Origin of the sequence: Pseudomonas sp. BT-42-2 (assembly GCF_025847435.2) — a bacterium.
Taxonomy (GTDB): Bacteria; Pseudomonadota; Gammaproteobacteria; order Pseudomonadales; family Pseudomonadaceae; genus Aquipseudomonas; species Aquipseudomonas urmiensis.
Genome location: NZ_JAOYTM010000008.1, coordinates 213,818 through 231,252, shown reverse-complemented (window position 1 = coordinate 231,252; position 17,435 = coordinate 213,818). Strand labels below are relative to the sequence as shown.

General features: G+C 64.0%; 3 protein-coding genes. All 3 read right to left on the bottom strand.

Features of this window, described 5'->3' with window-relative positions; all coding sequences use genetic code 11:
* Positions 1 to 17: 17 nt before the first annotated feature.
* Positions 18 to 15,302 (bottom strand): autotransporter-associated beta strand repeat-containing protein, encoded by a 15,285-nt coding sequence (locus OIU19_RS09430; RefSeq protein ID WP_264234791.1) that lies wholly within the window; start codon positions 15,300 to 15,302, stop codon positions 18 to 20.
* 299 nt (positions 15,303 to 15,601) lie between these two features.
* Positions 15,602 to 15,976 (bottom strand): YkgJ family cysteine cluster protein, encoded by a 375-nt coding sequence (locus OIU19_RS09425; protein ID WP_186554117.1) that lies wholly within the window; start codon positions 15,974 to 15,976, stop codon positions 15,602 to 15,604.
* A 232-nt stretch (positions 15,977 to 16,208) separates the two neighbouring features.
* Positions 16,209 to 17,417, bottom strand: coding sequence for an alanine transaminase (gene alaC, locus OIU19_RS09420; protein ID WP_264234790.1), 1,209 nt, complete (start codon positions 17,415 to 17,417; stop codon positions 16,209 to 16,211).
* Positions 17,418 to 17,435: the final 18 nt, after the last annotated feature.

Sequence of the window (17,435 nt, the reverse complement as noted above, 5' to 3'; positions counted from 1 at the left end):
CCAGTGCAGCAAAACGATCAGAAGCCCATGCTGAAACTCAGCACCACACCATGGTCGCGGTTTTCGCTGGAGAGCTGCCCCGAGTAACCCAAGCCAAGCTTGCCGCTCTGGCCCACCGAGTAGTCGATCCCAGCCTCGACCACCGCGGCATCGCGGGCAATCGGCACCCCTTCGACGCTAAAGCCCGCACCGCCCTGAACGAAGTTCATGTCGGCATCCGGCTTGGTGTCGCCGAAGGCGTGCCGCCAGCCGACCGACAGCCGTGGGGTGACCTCACTGCCGTTGTCGAGGGTGATGCGTTTACCCGCACGCACGCCTACGGTGGAGAAGGTCACGTCCTGATCGACACTGGCTTCAAGCCGCCCTACCCCACCTTTCTCACGCCCGGTGTCGCTGTCGTAATTGACGTATGCCAGGCCTGCGAAAGGCTCCAGGGCGACACCGCCAACATCGAAGGCGTAGCCCACTTCACCAAACACCTGGGCACTGCGCGCCTTGTAACTGGACTTCAGACGGTCGTCGTAGGCGCCCACCTGGACATCACGCTTGGTGTCGATGTCATGCCAGCTGTAACCGGCACCCAGTCGCGCGGCGAAGGCGTCGAGCTGGTAGTTGAGGTAGGTTGCCAGGTGGTAGCTGTCGACAGAAGCATCCGAGTTGCGCCGACTGGCGTCGATGCTGGTGCGGGTGTAACCGGCGGCGACACCGACTTTCCACTGGTCATCCAGCGCGCGGTCAACGCCGAGAATGAAGCCCGACAGCTCGCGGTCGACACTGGCGTGGTTGCTATTGCCATCGTAATCACCCCAGCCACCGAGGGCGCGCATCCAACCCACGGCCTGACCTTGGCAACCCTCGCTGCTCATTTGCTGGTTGGCGGTCGGCGCCAGGGTGCGCCGTGGGTCGTTCTGCGCAGTGCAGTCGGCCTGGCGCATGCGGTCGTTGACGGCCTCGCGGATGTAACGCGAATCCTCGATCAGCACCGTAGCGGTACTGGCGTGGATCTCGCCGGAGAGGCTATCGAAGGCTGCGCGGGCCTGCTGCTGATCCATGGTCAGGATGGTGTTCTGCAGCGCCGTTGGTGCCGCCGTGGTGTCCAGAGCACTGGCCACCGCGTGCTGGTTGCGGGTAGCTGCGACGTCGGCGAAATCGTTGTCGTTGCGGCTGACAGTAATGGTGACGTCGTTGTCGCCATAATCGATATCGCTGTCGATGAACGCGCTGTTGCTCAGGTTGGTGGTGGCGAAGGTGCCCTCCACGCCGTCGTCAGCAGTGACCACCGTGTACTGACCGTTACCGTCGGCCAGGCTGGTGACTTGCAAGCTACCACCCAGGTTGGCGGTACCGCCGACGTTCAAGGCACTCACGGTTGGCTGGTCGAGGGCCACTACCAAGGTGCCGTCGGCGGCGTTGGTGAAATCACCAGTGACGCTCAGGTTGCCATCGCTGCCCGGCAGCACGGTACCGTGGTTGGTCAGGCTGGCGAGGGTGCCGTTACCGGTCAGGCCGGCGCCGCTGCCCACGGTAACTTGCGCATCGAGGCTGGCATTGGGGTTGGCGGCGTTGCCGACCTGCAGCACGCCCTGGTTGACGTTGAAGGCGCCGCTGAACGGGTTGTCGCCCGTCAGCAACAAGGTGCCAGCGCCAGTCTTGGTGGTGGTGCCGGTGCCGCTGAGAGCGCCTGCGTAGGTGCCGTTGGCCGCCTGCTGGAAGACCAGGCTGGCGTTGTTGAGGATGTTGCCTTGCAAGCTGCTGGTGTTACCCACCAGGGTACCGCCGCTGACTGTGGTGCCACCGCTGTAGGTGTTGGCGCCCGCCAGCACCAGGGTGCCGGAATCGAGCTTCTCGATGCCGCCGCTACCGGTCAGTGCAGCGCTGATCAGGGTGGTGGCGCCAGCGTTGACCCGCACTGCGGCCAGGCTGCCATCGGCGCCGTTGACCGGGGTCAGGCTGCCACCTGTGCCAGGCACCACTTGGTAGCCGTCAGTGAGGAACTGCAGGCCAGTGAAGCCTTGGTTGCCGACCACCGTGACAGTGCCCGCCTGGCCCCCGAACACGGCGAACTGATTGGCCCAGGTGTCGCTGCTGGTCCCGGCGGCATTGGTCCAGTTAGTGCCGCTACCCCAGGTGCCGCTGCCACCGGTGATGGTGCCATCGGCGCTGGTCTTGCTGCCGTTCCAGAACAACAGCGAGCCATCGTCGCCGCCCACCACCAGGTTGATCTGGTTGGCGATCGCGGTCTGCAGGGTCAGGTCAGCCAGGGCCACGCTGCCGGGGATGGCGCCGAATACCAGGCCGTTGTTGGTCAGCGTGCCGCCATAGCTGAACAGTTGATAGACGCCGGTCCCAAAGCCACCGGCATCGGTGATGTTGAGGGTGCCGTCGAGGGTCAGGTTGCCCGCGACCTTGACCGCGGTGGTGGACGCCGTTGGTGCGCCAAGGTCAAGGTTCAAGGCGCTACCCGACGACAGCGCGAGGCTGCCGACCGACAGCGCGGTGCTGCCAGCGCCAGCGCTGAGCGAGGCGCCGTCTTGTACCTGCACCGCGCCCGCCAGGGTACCGCTGCCACCCAGGTTGGCGCCGCCTGCAACCACCACGTTGGCGCTGTCGAGGCGACCGTTGACCAAGAGGCTGCCGCTATTGACCTGGGTGTTGCCGGTCAGGCCGTTGGTGCCGGTCAGCAGCAGTTCGCCAGTGCCGTTCTTGGTCAGCGTACCGCTGCCGGTGAGGTTGCCGGTGTAGCTGCCATTGGCGTTCTGCTCGAAGGTCAGGGCAGCGTTGTTGAGGATCGCACCTTGCAGGCTGCTGCTGTTGCCGACCACGCTGCCGGCGTTGATCTGGGTGCCACCGGTGTAGCTGTTGCTGCCGCCCAGGGTGAGCTGGCTGGCGCCATTCTTGATCAGGCCACCGGCGCCGCTGATCGCACCGTTGAGGGTCAGCGCGTTGCTGCCGGCGATGGCCAGAGCACCGTTGAGCACGCTGGTGTTGGCTAGGGTGACGGCCTTGTTGCTGTCCAGGGTGGTGCCTGCGGCGGCGGTCAGGGTGCCACTGCCCAGGGCGCTATCGTTACCCACCACCAAGGTTCCGCCATTAAGTGCGGTACCGCCGCTGTAGCCGTTGGCTGCGTTGAGCACCAGGGTGCCGTTGTCGAGCTTGGCCAGCTTGCCGGTGCCGTTGATGGCGACGTTGAGGGTGGCGCTGACGCCACTATCGACGCGCACGTTGGTCTGGCCGCTACCACCGTTGGCGGCGATCAGCTCGCCAGCGGTGCCAGCATCGAGCACATAGCCGTCGGTGACGAACTGCAGGCCGCTGATCGACTGACTGCCATTGACGGTGACGGTGCCCGCTGCGCCCTGGAAGATGGCGAAGGTGTTGTTCCAGGTGCTGTTGACGGTGGCGTTGGCGTCGGTCCAGTTAGTCGTGGTGCTGTCCCACGTACCGCTGCCACCGTCGATCTGGCCGTTGGCGGCTGTCTGGCTACCGTCCCAGAACAGCAGGTTGCTGCTACCACCGACCACCAGGTTGACCTCGTTGGCGACGCTGGTCTGCACGGTCACTTCGCTCGCCGGAACCGGCGTAGTGCCAATGGTCAGGCCGTTGTTCTGCAGGGTCCCACCATAGTCGATGAGGCTGTAGACGCCGGAGCCGAAGCCGCCCAGGTCAGTGATATCGAGGGTGCCGTCGAGGGTCAGGTTGCCAGCGACGTCGATCAGCGCCGCGCCGCCCAGTGGCGCGCCGAGGCCGGCATCGAGGATCGAGTTGGCCCCCATGTTCAACGCGCCGACGCTCAAGGTCGAGCCGCTGTTGACCGCCAGGCTGGCGCCATCCGCCAAGGTCACTGCGCCGCTCAGAGTACCGCTGCCGCCCAGGGTGGCGCCGTTGTTGACCGCCACGTTGGCGCTGGACAGGCTGCCGTCGACAGTCAGGGTGCCGCCGTTGACGTTGGTGGCGCCAGTCAGGCTGCTGACGCCGTTGAGCGTCAGGGTGCCGGCGCTGACCTTGGCGAGGGTCCCGGCACCGGTGATAGCCCCGTCGAAGACCCCGCCAGTCACGCTCAGGCTATTGCCAGCGGCGATGTCGATGACGCCGTTGCCGCCGATATCGCCCAGGCTGGTGTTGCCATCCAGGTTGAGGGTGGCGCCACTGCTGACGTTGAGCTCGCTCTGGGTGCCGAGGGCGGTGGTGCCGAGGGTGCTGAGGCTACCCGAGAGGATGTTGAGGATGCCGTTGAAGGTGTTGTTGCCGCTCAGGGTCAGGTCGGCCAGGCCGTTTTTATTGAGTACGCCATTGCCGCCGAGCACCCCAGCAAGGTGCAGGTCGCTGCTGCCCAGCACATCGACTGTTCCCGTAACGTTCAACGCGTTGGCAATAGTGACCGGGCTATTGGTATCCAGCGCGGCGCTGCCAGTGACGTTGAGGCTGCCGCTACCCAGGGCACTGTTGTTGCCCAACACCAAGGTGCCATCCTGCAGCTCGGTACCGCCGCTGTAGGTGTTGGCGCCGAGCAGCGTCAGGCGGGCGTTGCCCGACTTGAGCAGGCTGCCGCTACCGGCGACGATGCCAGTGAGGGTCAGGTCATTGCTGCCCAGCACCTGCAGCTCACCGGCGAGATTGACGTTGTTGCCCAGGCTGACGGCCTGACTGCTGTCCAGTTGCGTGCCACCTGCGGCGTTCAGTGTGCCATTGCCCAGGGCAGTGTCGGACGCCAACAGCAACTGGCCGGCATTGAGCGCAGTGTTGCCCAGGTAGCTGTTATTGCCACCCAGACGCAGGGTGCTGCTGCCGAACTTGACCAAACCTCCGTTGCCACTGATGTCGCCATCCAGGGCAAGGTTGTTGTTGCCGCTGAGGTTCAACGGGCCGGCCACGCTGATGTCGTTGGCCAAGGCCACGGTCTTGTTGCTGTCCAGGGTGGTGCCGGCGTTTGCTGCAAGCACTCCACTACCCAGGGCAGTGTTGCTACCGACCACAATAGTGCCACCACTCAAGGTGGTGCCGCCGCTGTAGCTGTTGTTGCCGTTGAGCACCAGAATGCCGCTGTCGAGCTTGTTCAACGTGCCGCTGCCGTTGAGTGGCAGGTCGAGGGTCGCGGTCACGCCGGGATCGACCCGCACTGAGGTGTCGCCGCTGCTGCCGTTGATCAGGTTGAGTGCGCCGCCAGTGCCGGCCAGCAGGCGATAGCCATTGTCGACGAATTGCATGCCGTTAACGGTCTGGCTGCCTTGCACGGTGACATCGCCACCGGGTGCCTGGAACACCGCGAAGGTGCCACCCCAGGCGCTGTTGACGAGGCCGTTGATATCGGTCCAGTTGGTTCCGGCGCTGTTCCACACGCCGCTGCCACCATCGACCAGGCCGTTGGCAATGCTCTGGCTGCCGTCCCAGAACTGGATGACCAGGTTCGGTGAACTGACCAGCAGGTTGACCTGGTTGGCCAGGGCGGTTTGCAGGGTCAGGTCGGCGCTGGTCACCCCACTGGGCAAGCTGCCGTAGACCAGGCCGTTGTCAGTGAGGCCACCGGCGTAGTCGAAGATCCGGTAGATACCATTGCCCATGCCTCCGATGTTGCTGACATTGAGGGTACCGTCGAGCGTCAGGTTGCCGCCGACATCGAACAATGCAGTGCCACCGGTGAGCGGCGAAGCCAGGCCAATGTCGATGATCGAGCTGCCGTTGAGCACCAGTGAACCCAGGCCCAGGGTGCTGCCACTCTGGCCGACCAGATGGCCGCCGTTGGCGATAGTCACAGGACCTGCGACAGTGCCTGAGCCGCTCAGGCTGGCCCCATTGGCGACAGTGAGCGCTGAACTGTTGAGGCTGCCATCGACTTGCAAGGTACCTGCGCTGACCTGAGTGCTGCCGCCCAGGTTGCTGGTACCGGTCAGGGTCAGGGTGCCAGTACCGAGTTTGTCCAGGTTGCCCGCGCCACTCAGGGCGCCGGCGAAGGTGCTGCTGGTGTTGTTGCTGCCCAGGCTCAGGGTACTGCCGATACCGATGTCGGCCACGCCCGAGCCGGTCAGGCTACCGAGGCTGGCATCGCCATTGAGGTTCAGTTGGCCGGTCGCGCCGATGTTGAGATTGTCGACATTGGCCAGCACGCCACTGCCCAGGGTAGTCACCGATCCGGCCTGGATGTCCAGGTCACCGGTAAAGGTCTTGGTACCGACCAGGGTGACATCGTCAACCCCGGTCTTGACCAGGTTGCCGGTGCCGGCGATATCGCCGCTGAGGGTCAACGCACTGCCAGTCTCCAGGGTCAGCTCGGCGCCATTGCCCAGGGTTATGTCGTTGCCCAAGACCATGGCCGCACTATTGCTGAGGGTCGAATCGCCGGTGACGCTCAGATCGCCCGTGCCCAGGGAGCCGGAAGTGCCCAGGGTCAGGGTACCGGCTGCCAGTTGGGTACCACCTTGGTAACCGTTGTTGCCGTTCAGGGTCAGGTTGCCACTGCCTTGCTTGATCAGGCCACCGGTGCCGTTGACTACCCCGTTCAGGCTCAGGTCGTTGCTGCCATCGACGGTCAGGCCGGCATTGAGGGTAACGTTATTGCCCAGACTGACCGGAGCATTACTGCTCAGGGTCGAAGCGCCAGCCACTGTCAAACCGCCCAGGCCGAGTGCTGAATTATTGCCGACCACCAGCGCACCAGCGTTCAGCGTGGTGCCGCCCAGATAGTTATTGGCGCCATTGAGGGTCAGCGTCGAAGCACCGCTCTTGACCAGGCTGCCTGGGCCGTTGACCACGCCGTCGAGGGTCAGGTCGTTACTGCCCAGCACAGTCAGCGCGCCGGCCAGGTTTAGCGCATTGGCCAGGCTGACCGCGGCGCTGGAATCAAGGCTGGTGTTAGCTGCAGCGTTCAGGCTGCCAGTGCCCAGGGCGCTGTTGCTGCCGACCACCAAGGTGCCTGCATTGAGGGCGGTGCCGCCACTGTAGGTGTTGTTGCCATTGAGGGTGAGCGTCGCTGCACCGTTCTTGATCAGCCCATCGCTGCCAGCGATGACGCCGTTGAGGGTCAGGGCCTGATTACCCGCCAGGGTGAGGAAGCCGTCGGTAAGGTTGACTGCGTTGGCCAGGGTCAGGGCTTGGGTGCTGTCCAGGGTGGCGGCACCATCCACGGTCAGCGCGCCACTGCCCAATGCGTTATTGTTGCCTAGCAGCAAGCTGCCATTGCGCAGCGTGGTGCCGCCGCTGTAGTTGTTGTTGCCATTGAGCACCAGTTGCCCTGCACCTTGTTTGTTCAGAGCGCCAGCACCGCTGATGACGCCATCCAAGGTCAGCGCCTGGCTGTTATTGACAGTGAGGGTGGTCGCCGCGCCGAGGCCGATTGCATTGGCCAGTTGCAGCGGGCCGGTTGTCAGCAGCGAGCTATTGCCAGTGACCGAAAGGTTGCCTGTGCCGAGCGCGGCATTGTTGCCCAAGGTCAGGCTGCCAGCGGCCAGGGTGGTGGTGCCCTGGTAGGTGTTGCTCCCACTGAGGGTCAGGTTGCCAGTACCGGTCTTGTTCAAGCCGCCCGCACCGCTAATCACGCCGGACAGGGTCAGGTCGTTGCTGCTGATGAAGCTAAGATCACCACCGAGGGCGATCTGGTTGGCGACGCTCAGCGGGCCCAGCGTATCAAGATTGGCGTCGCCGCCGAGGGTCAGGCTGCCCGTGCCCAGGGCCTGATTGTTGCCCAGGGTCAGGGTCCCGGCATTGAGGGTGGTGCCGCCACTGAAGGTGTTGGCGCCCGCCAAGGTTAGTTCGCCAGCGCCGTTCTTGGTCAGGCTGCCAGCACCGCTGACCAGGCCGTTCAAGGCCAGGTCGTTGCTGCCAGCAACGTTGAGGTTGCCGAGCACGTTGACGGTGTTGCCGACGCTCACCGCCGTATTGCTATCGAGCGTTGTGCCATTGGCCGCATTGAGCTGGCCTAGGCCGAGCGCAGTATCACTGCCCAGCACCAAGCTCCCGGCGGTGAGGCTGGTATTGCCCAGGTAAATGTTGCTGCCGTTGAGCACCAAGGTACCTGCGCCGGCCTTGGTCAGACCGCCAACGCCGGCAATGTTGCCATTGAGCGTCAGGTCCTGTGCGGCGGCGATATTCAGGCTGCCGGCAAGGTTGATCTGGTTGCCGAGGGTCACGGCCGCTGTACTGCTCAGTGTGGTTCCGCTACCAGTGTTGAGCGCCCCGCTACCCAGGGCTGAGTTGCTGCCGACCACCAGGGTACCGGCGTTGAGTGCAGTGCTGCCCTGATAGCTGTTGTTACCGTTGAGCGTCAGGCTGCCCGCGCCGGTCTTGATCAGGCCACCGCTACCACCAATCACCCCGCCCAGGGTGATGTTGTTGCTCGCCTGGGTGGTCAGGTTGGCGTTCAGGGCAATGGCATTGGCCAAGTTCAGGGCGCTGCTGCCGGTCAGGGTCGCGGGGCCGGAAACGGTCAATGCGCCGCTGCCCATGGCATTGCTATTGCCCAGCGTCAGCGTGCCGGCGTTCAACGTGGTGCCGCCGGCGTAGGTATTGACGCCATTGAGGGTGAGGTTGGCGGCACCGTTCTTAACCAGGCTGCCTGCGCCACTGACAACCCCATTGAGTGTCAACGCGTTGCTACCGCCAATGTTCACGGCGCCGAGCAGGCTCACCGCATTGGCAAGATTTAGCACCGTATTGCTATCGAGCGTGGTGCCTGCAGCCGCTGTGAGGGCGCCCGTACCGAGCGCGCTATTGCTGCCCAGCACCAGGGTGCCGCCACCCAGACGGGTGCCACCGGTATAAGTATTGGCGCCATTGAGCACCAAAGTGCCGGTGTCGAGCTTGCTCAGCAGGCCGCTACCGGTCAGCAAGGTATTCACTGTGGCCGTGACATTGGGGTCGACGCGAATCGTAGTCGCACCATTGCTGGCATTGGTCAAATTGAGCGAGCCAGTACCACTGAGCTTATAGCCATCGGTGACGAATTGCATGCCGGTGGTGTCACGCGTACCGACCACATCGACAGTGCCTGCGCTGCCCTGGAACACCGCGAAGGTGTTGGCCCAGGATTGATTGATTACACCGTTGGCGTCGGTCCAGTTGGTGTTAGTGCCGTTCCAGGTGCCGGTGCCGCCATCAATGGTGCCGTTGGGGATGTTCTGGGCGCCGTCCCAGAACAGGACATCACCTGCCGCACCCACCAGCAGGTTGACCTGGCTGCCGATCGAGGTCTGCAAGGTCAGATCGCCAGGCTGGACACTGCCGGGCACGGTGCCGATGTTCAAGACGTTGTCGATCAATGCACCGCTGTAGTCGAACAGACGGTAGACACCCAGGCCAAAGCCGCCGATGTCGCTGACATTGAGGGTGCCATCCAGGGTCAGGTTGCCATTGACGTTGACCAGCGCAGTGTTGCCGGTGGAGGGTGAGGCCAGGCCAAAGTCGAGGATCGAGCCGCTGTTCAAGGTCAGCGCGCCGGTGTTGAGCGTAGCGCCGCTGTTGGCGATCAGGTGCCCGCCATTGCCGATGGTGACCGGGCCGGAGACGCTGCCACCGCCACCCAGAGCGGCGCCGGTATTGACCTGAACGCTGCCAGTACTGAGCGAGCCACTGACATCGAGGGTGCCGCCAGTGACCGTGGTGTTGCCGCCGATAACGTTGACGCCAGCCAGTTCGAGGCTGCCACTGCCCTCCTTGATCAGGTCGCCATTACCCGCCAAGGCACCATTGAACACACTGTCGAGGTTGTTGCCGCCAACGCTCAGGTCGCTGCCAGCACCGATGTTCACTGCGCCGTCGCCGGTCAGGCCACCGACGCTGGTGCTCGCGCCGAGATTGAGGCTGGCGCCAGCCCCCACGTTGACTGACGAGGCATTGCCCAAGGCCGCGCCACCAATCGTGGTAAGGCTGCCGCCAAGCAGGTCGACAGCGCCGCTGAAGCTGTTGTCGCCGCTCAGGGTCAGGTCGGCCAAACCGGTCTTGATCAGCCCGCCATTCCCGCTGATGTCGCCACTGAGGGTCAGGTCATTGCTGCCCGCCACGCTGAGGTTGGCGTTCAGATCGATGTCATTGGCCAGGTTGGCCACTGAGCTGTTGTCCAGGCTGGCGGCGCCTGCCACGGTCAGGGTGCCGGTGCCCAAAGCATTGTTATTGCCGATCACCACGCCGCCAGCATTGAGGGTGGTGCCGCCGCTGTAGGTGTTGTTGCCGTCCAGCGTTAACGTCGTGTTGCCATTCTTGATCAGTTGCCCTGCCCCGCTGACGATACCGCCGAGGGTCAGCTCGTCGCTGCCCACCAAGGTCAAGTCGGCATTGAGGTTGATGTCGTTGCCCAGGTTGATGGCGGCGCTGTTGTCCAGGCTGGCGGCAGCACCGACGGTGAGATCACCAGTGCCGATGGCACTGGCATTGCCCAGGACCAGTTCGCCGGCATTGAGCAAGGTGCCGCCAGCATAGGTGTTCAGGCCATCGAGGGTCAGCGAGCCGGCGCCGTTCTTGATCAGTTGGCCACTGCCGTCGATCACGCCGGTGAGGATCAGGTCGTTGCTGCCAACCAGGGTCAGCGCGTCGTTCAGGGTGATGGCATTGCCGACGCTGATATCGGCGCTGCTGTCGAGGCTGGCGGCGCCGCCGACGGTCAGTTTGCCGCTGCCCAGCGAGGTACCGGTACCTAGCACCAGTTCACCGGCGTTGAGCACGGTACCACCGGTATAGGTGTTCGGCCCGCCCAGGGTCAGGCTGGCGGCGCCATTCTTGATCAGGCTGCCGTTGCCACTGATCAGGCCAGCCAGGCCGAGGTCCGCGCCGCCGTCGATGGTCAAGGCTCCGCTCAGATTGACCGCGTTACCCAGATTGACCGCAGTGCTGGCATCCAGGCGGGTTCCGCCAGCGGCATTCAGCACACCAGTGCCCAGGGCGCTGTCGCTGCCAACTACGATGCGCCCGGCAACGAGGTTGGTGGCACCGGTATAGGTGTTGGCGCCGGTCAGGGTCAGGGTGGTGGCGCCGTTCTTGGTCAGGCCGCCCACGCCCGCGATGACGCCGGCCAAGGTCAGATCATTGCTGCCAGTGAGGTTGAGGTTGCCAGCCAGGTTCAGCGCATTGGCCAGGGTCAAGCCAGCCACAGAGCTGTCCAGGGTGGTGTTGGCGGCGGCGTTCAATGCGCCGCTGCCCAGCGCGCTGGCACTGCCGACGATCAAGCTGCCGGCGTTCAGGGTGGTGTCGCCGGAGTAGCTGTTGTTGCCGGTCAAGGTCAGGCTGGCGGCGCCGTTCTTGATCAAGCCGCCGGTACCGCTGAGGGTGCCGTTCAGGGTCAGGTTGCTGGTGCCAGCCACTGTCAGATCATCCCCGAGAGCGACGGCGTTGGAGAGCACCAAAGCGCCAGTGCTGGCCAGGGTCGACGCGCCACCGACCGTCAACGCACCGGTGCCCAGTGCGGCGGCATTGCCCAGGGTCAGCGTGCCGGCATTGAGCGTGAGGCCGCCAGTGAACGTGTTGGCGCCGGACAGGGTCAGGTTGGCTGCGCCGTTTTTGACCAGCGCGCCGCTGCCGCTGATGACTCCGCCCAGAGTGGTGGCATTGCTGCCCAGTACGCTCAGGGTGTTGGCACCCAGATTGACCGCATTGCCGAGGTTGACTGCGGTATTGGCATCCAGGCTGGCATTGCCGCCCAAGGTCAACGCCCCCGTACCCAAGGCATTGTTGTTACCTACGGTGAGTGTGCCGGCATTGAGCGTCAGCCCGCCACTGAAGGTGTTGTTGCCGTTCAGGGTCAGGCCAGCTGCACCGCTTTTGAGCAGTGCGCCTGTGCCGCTGATCACCCCGCCGAGGGTAGTGGCGCTGGTGCCCAGCAGGTTGAGGGTATTGGCGCCCAGGTTGATCGCGTTGGCCAAGCTGACGGCAGTGCTGGCATCCAGGCTGGCGTTGCCGCCCAGGGTCAGGGCACCGCCACCCAGGGCATTGTCGTTGCCCACGATCAACTTGCCGGCGTTGAGGGTCAGGCCACCGCTGAAGGTGTTGTTGCCGTTCAAGCTCAGGTCGCCCGCGCCATTCTTGACCAGCGCTCCGGTGCCACTGATCACCCCGCCCAGGGTGGTAGCGCTGGTACCGAGCAAGTTGAGGGTGTTGGCGCCAAGGTTGATGGCGTTGGCCAGGCTGACCGCGCTGCTGGCATCGAGGTTGGCGTTGGCACCGAGGGTCAATGCGCCGGTGCCCAATGCAGCGCTATTGCCGACGGTCAGTTGCCCGCCATTGAGCGTAGTGCCGCCTGTATAGGTATTGACTCCATTGAGGGTCAAGGTGGTGCTGCCATTTTTGCTCAGCCCGCCAGCGCCGGCGATCACCCCGGCCAAGGTTAGGTTGTTGCTACCGGTGAGGTTGAGAGTGCCCGTCAGGTTCAGCGCATTGCTCACGCTCAAGTTGGCGACGGTGGAATCCAGGGTGGTATTAGCCGCGGCATTCAGCGTGCCGCTGCCCAGCGCGCTTGCGCTGCCGACAATCAACGTGCCGGCATTGAGCGCAGTCGCGCCAGTTTGGCTGTTGTTACCGCTCAGGGTCAGGCTGGCGCTGCCATTCTTGACCAGGCCGCCAGTACCACTGAGGTTGCCCGCCAGGGTCAGGTCGTTGGTGCCGTTGACTGCGAGGTTGGCGCCAAGATTGACCGCGTTGTTGAGCGTCATGGCGGCATTGTTGGCCAGCGTGGCCGCGCCGCCCACAGTCAAGGCGCCAGTGCCTAGGGCCGCGGCACTGTTCAGGGTCAGGGTGCCGGCATTGAGCGTCAGGCCGCCGCTGAAGGTATTAGCGCCTGCCAAGGTCAGGTTGTCGCTGCCGTTCTTGATCAGGGCGCCCGTGCCGCTGATCACTCCGCTCAGCGTGGTGGCACTGGAGCCCAGCACGCTCAGGGCATTGGCACCAAGGTTGATGGCGTTGCCAAGGTTGACCGTGGCGTTGGCGTCCAGACTGGCGTTACCGCCGAGGGTCAACGCCCCCGTGCCAAGGGCCGTATTGTTACCCACGATCAGTTTGCCGGTGTTGAGCGTGGTGCCGCCGCTGAAGGTATTGGCGCCGTTGAGAGTCAAGTCGGCCGCGCCGCTCTTGACCAGCGCTCCGGTACCGCTGATCACCCCATCCAGGGTGGTCGCGCTGGTGCCGAGCAGGCTCAGGGTGTTGGCCCCAAGGTTGACGGCGTTGGCCAGGCTGACGCCGGTATTGGCATCGAGGCTGGCGTTGCCGCCGAGGGTCAGCGCGCCACCGCCCAGGGCATTGTTATTGCCCACGGTCAGCTTGCCAGTGTTTAGGGTCAGACCGCCGCTGAAGGTGTTGGCGCCATTGAGGGTCAGGTCGGCTGCGCCGCTTTTGACCAGTGCGCCGGTGCCGCTGATCACGCCACTCAAAGTAGTGGCGTTGGTCCCCACCAGGCTTAGGGTATTGGCACCGAGGTTGACCGCATTGGCCAAGCTGACCGCCGTGCTGGCGCCCAGGCTGGTGCTGGCGCCGAGGGTCAGTGCGCCGGTACCCAAGGCCGTGTTGCTGCCTACGGTCAGGGCTCCGCCGTTGATGGTGGTGCCACCGCTGTAGGTATTGGCACCATTGAGGGTCAGACCGCTGGCGCCATTCTTGACCAGTGCGCCGCTGCCGCTGATCACCCCGCCAAGGGTCAGAGCGTTGCTACCGGGTAGCGTCAGGGTATTGCCGGCCAGGCCAATGGCGTTGCCCAGGGTCAGCGCGGTGCTGGTATCGAGGCTGGCATTGCCGCCCAGGGTGAGTGCCCCGCTGCCCAGCGCACTGGCATTGCCCAAGGTGAGCGTGCCGCTACTCAGAGTCGTGCCGCCAGAATAGGTATTGGCCCCGTTGAGGGTCAGGCTGCCACTACCGCTTTTGACCAGCGAGCCTGTGCCGCTGAGAATGCCTCCCAAGGTCAGGGCGTTGCTTGAAGGCAGGCTAAGTGCCGCATTGAGCTGCACGGCATTGCTCAGCACCAGTGGCACGCTGCCTTGCAGACTAGCGGCGCCATTGACCGTCAATGAACCGCTGCCAAGGCCAGCTGCGCTGGTCAGGTTGAGGCCGCCAGCGCTAAGCACGGTGCCGCCGCTGTAGGTGTTGCTGCCCGCCAGGGTGAGCAGGCCGCTGCCGGACTTGGTCAGTGCGCCAGCGCCCGACAGCACGCCGCTCAAGCCCAGGTCGTTGCTACCACTGACGGTCAGGCCTCCTGCGTTGAGGGTCACGGCGTTGGCCAGGGTCAACCCGGCAATACTGCCCTGCAGCGTTCCGCCATTGCTGGTGATGCCGCCACTGCCCAGCGCGGCAGCGTTATCGAAACTTAGGATGCCGCCATTGAGCGTGGTTTGAGTAGTGCCATTGAGTACCTGGCCGACCAGGCTCCAGGTACCGCTGTCGACGATCAGGCGGTTGAAGTTGATGTAGTTGGAGGCATTGATCGTACCGCTACCGCCGGTGCCGCTGCCGCCACCGATGGCGTTCTGCAGTGCCAGGGTGTTGGTGCCGCCGGCACCGCCATCGATCTTGCCCGCCGCCGCGAATGCGAGGTTGGGGTTGCTGGTGACCAGCAAGGCAAGGCTGACACCCAGCCCCGCGCCGACACTCGAACCAGTGATGGCGTTGAAGCGGTTGCTGCTGTTGGCCCCCATCGACAGGCTGCCGGTGAGGGTCCCGGCGTTGGTGAAGGTGTTGCCCGTCGCCGAGGCCTCGAAGGCTGCCCGGCCCAGTATGGTGCCGGTGTTGGTGAAATTCACCGTGCTGCCGCCGGTCACGGCGATGACCGGAGTGTCCTCGCTCACTATCGTCAGGCTGGCCAGCGGCGTGGAGCCGATACTGCCGGCGTTGGTGATGGTGGTGGTGCCCGTAGGACCGTTACGCGCGTCCAGCGCCATGCCGGTGAGGTTCAGCAGGCTCGCGCCCAGCAGCGCACCGGTGCCCTTGATCACGCCGCTGGCGTTGTTGTTGATGGTGAGGGTGCTGGAGGTGCCGGTGTTGCCGATCTGCACGGCGGAGGACTGGATGCTCAGCAGCCCCAGCAACGTCGGGTCGATGGTTCCGGAGTTGTTCAAGGTGTTGTTGTTGCCGGCCAGCGACAGGGACGTCCCGCCTATGCCGAGCAAGGTGCCCAGAGTGGCACCGGCGTTGACATTGACCGTAAGGCCACTGCCGCCGTTGGTATAGCTCGGTGCCAGTGGGTTGGCCGCGCCGTTGCAGGTGATTATCGACCCCGCCGCGCTGCAGGCGGCCAGCGCCTGTTCACTGCTCAAACCAAAGGCCATGCCCCCCACTGCCAGGCTGATAGCCAATGACAGCTGTGAAATACGTGCAGGCGAACGCTTGGCAACTCTTCTGTCCACGGATAGCTCCTTCGTGGATCAGGCCATTCAGTCCTTGAATGCGTGTGGCAAGTTGCACTGCCGGGAGAACCAAAACACGCGACGAGTCGAATAGCCTGACCTTGGCGACTACTGATTTCCTTTGAGGGAATATGTAGTCGCTGCCGGCGCGGCAATCGGAAATCACGCGGATAAAATGGTGTTAATACTTTGTGCTTCAAGCACGTGGTTCGCGGGGTACAGGCCAGAGGTCGTTGGATCCAACCGACGAACGGTGGCTCTGCAGCGTTCGCCGTTTGTGTGCTTTAACGTTCCAGCCGTCAGGCGACTTCAGCACCCTCGTCAGGCCAATGTGGCTCGTTGGCTTCCAGTGGTGGCAGGCCATAAGCAGCGCGCGCAGCATCGCAGCTAGGGTTGTGCACACCGTCGACCCAGGACGCTTCGAACTCTCGGCATGGGGTCGAGCGATTAGCGTAGAGGGTGCAGCCGACCTGCTTGCCAATCTCACCCTCCAGACCGATGCAGCGGCAGGGTTTGGCGTCGGTGCCAATCATCGCGACCCGGGTCGGGTTGATCTGCACCACCAGGTCATCGGGCACGACTCCGCCAGCAGACTGGCATTCGCCCCAGAAGAAGGACACACGGAAGTACCCGCAGCAAGCGCCGCAGTCAAGGCAAGGGTTGTATTCGGACATGATGACCAGGAGGGAAGGATTGTTGTTATCGGGGCTTGGCCCGCGGCGCCATTTGTAATCCAAGCAAAGGCGGCTGAGAAGAGGGGATGAGTAAAAAAACATTGCCGCTGATCGGGGCATCCAATGCATCGCGGGGCAAGCCCGCTCCCACGCAGATCAGCGTTGAATCCCCGAGCAGTTCAGGGCCCAAGCTGGCGTTGGAGCGGGCTTGCCCCGCGATAGACGTAAAGCCTTACTTGAGGGTCAAGCCATCAGCCCGGAACATCTGGCGGATACCCCGAATGGCCTGGCGAATACGGTCCTGGTTCTCGATCAGGGCGAAGCGCACATGGTCATCTCCGTAGTCACCAAAGCCGATGCCCGGCGACACGCAGACCTTGGCTTCAGCCAGCAGCTTCTTGGCGAACTCGAGCGAGCCCAGGTGCGCATAAGCCTCGGGAATCTTCGCCCAGATGTACATCGAGGCCTTGGGGTTCTCGACCATCCAGCCCAACTCGTGCAGCCCCTTGACCAGCAAGTTGCGCCGCTGCCGATACTGCTCGGCGATGTCGCGCACGCATTGCTGGTCGCCTTCCAGTGCGGCGATGGCCGCGACTTGCAGCGGGGTGAAGGTGCCGTAGTCGTGGTAGCTCTTGATCCGCCCCAGGGCACTGACCAGCTCAGGGTTGCCAACCATGAAGCCAATGCGCCAGCCGGCCATGTTGTAGCTTTTGGACAGGGTGAAGAACTCCACGGCAATGTCCTTGGCCCCCGGCACCTGCATGATCGAAGGCGCCTTCCAGCCGTCATAGACGATGTCGGCGTAGGCCAGGTCGTGCACCAACAGCACATCGTACTGTTTGGCCAAAGCGACCACGCGCTCGAAGAAATCCAACTCGACGCACTGGGCGGTCGGGTTGGACGGAAAGCCCAGGATCATCATCTTCGGCTTGGGGATCGACTCGCGGATCGCCCGCTCCAGCTCGTTGAAGAAATCCACCCCAGGTACCAGCGGCACCGAACGGACCTGGGCGCCGGCGATCACTGCGCCGTAGATATGAATCGGGTAGCTGGGGTTAGGCACCAGTACCGTATCGCCATGATCGAGGGTGGCGAGCATCAGGTGCGCCAGGCCCTCTTTGGAGCCGATGGTGACGATGGCTTCGCTTTCCGGGTCGATCTCGACCTCGTAGCGATCCTGATACCAACGCGAAATCGCCCGACGCAGGCGCGGGATGCCGCGGGAGGTGGAATAGCCGTGGGTGTCTTCGCGCTGGGCGACTTGCACCAGCTTCTCGACGATGTGCGGCGGCGTGGCGCCATCGGGGTTCCCCATGCTCAGGTCGATGATGTCCTCGCCACGGCGGCGAGCAGCCATCTTCAGTTCGGCAGTGATGTTGAACACGTACGGGGGGAGACGATCGATGCGCGCGAAGCGGCGCGGCGAACCTTGGTCGGCCATGATTTCCTCGAGAGACGT

Coding starts and splice junctions, on each gene's coding strand:
- OIU19_RS09425 (WP_186554117.1), bottom strand. CDS start 15,976: ATGTCCGAATACAACCCTTGCCTTGACTGCGGCGCTTGCTGCGGGTAC.
- alaC (WP_264234790.1), bottom strand. CDS start 17,417: ATGGCCGACCAAGGTTCGCCGCGCCGCTTCGCGCGCATCGATCGTCTC.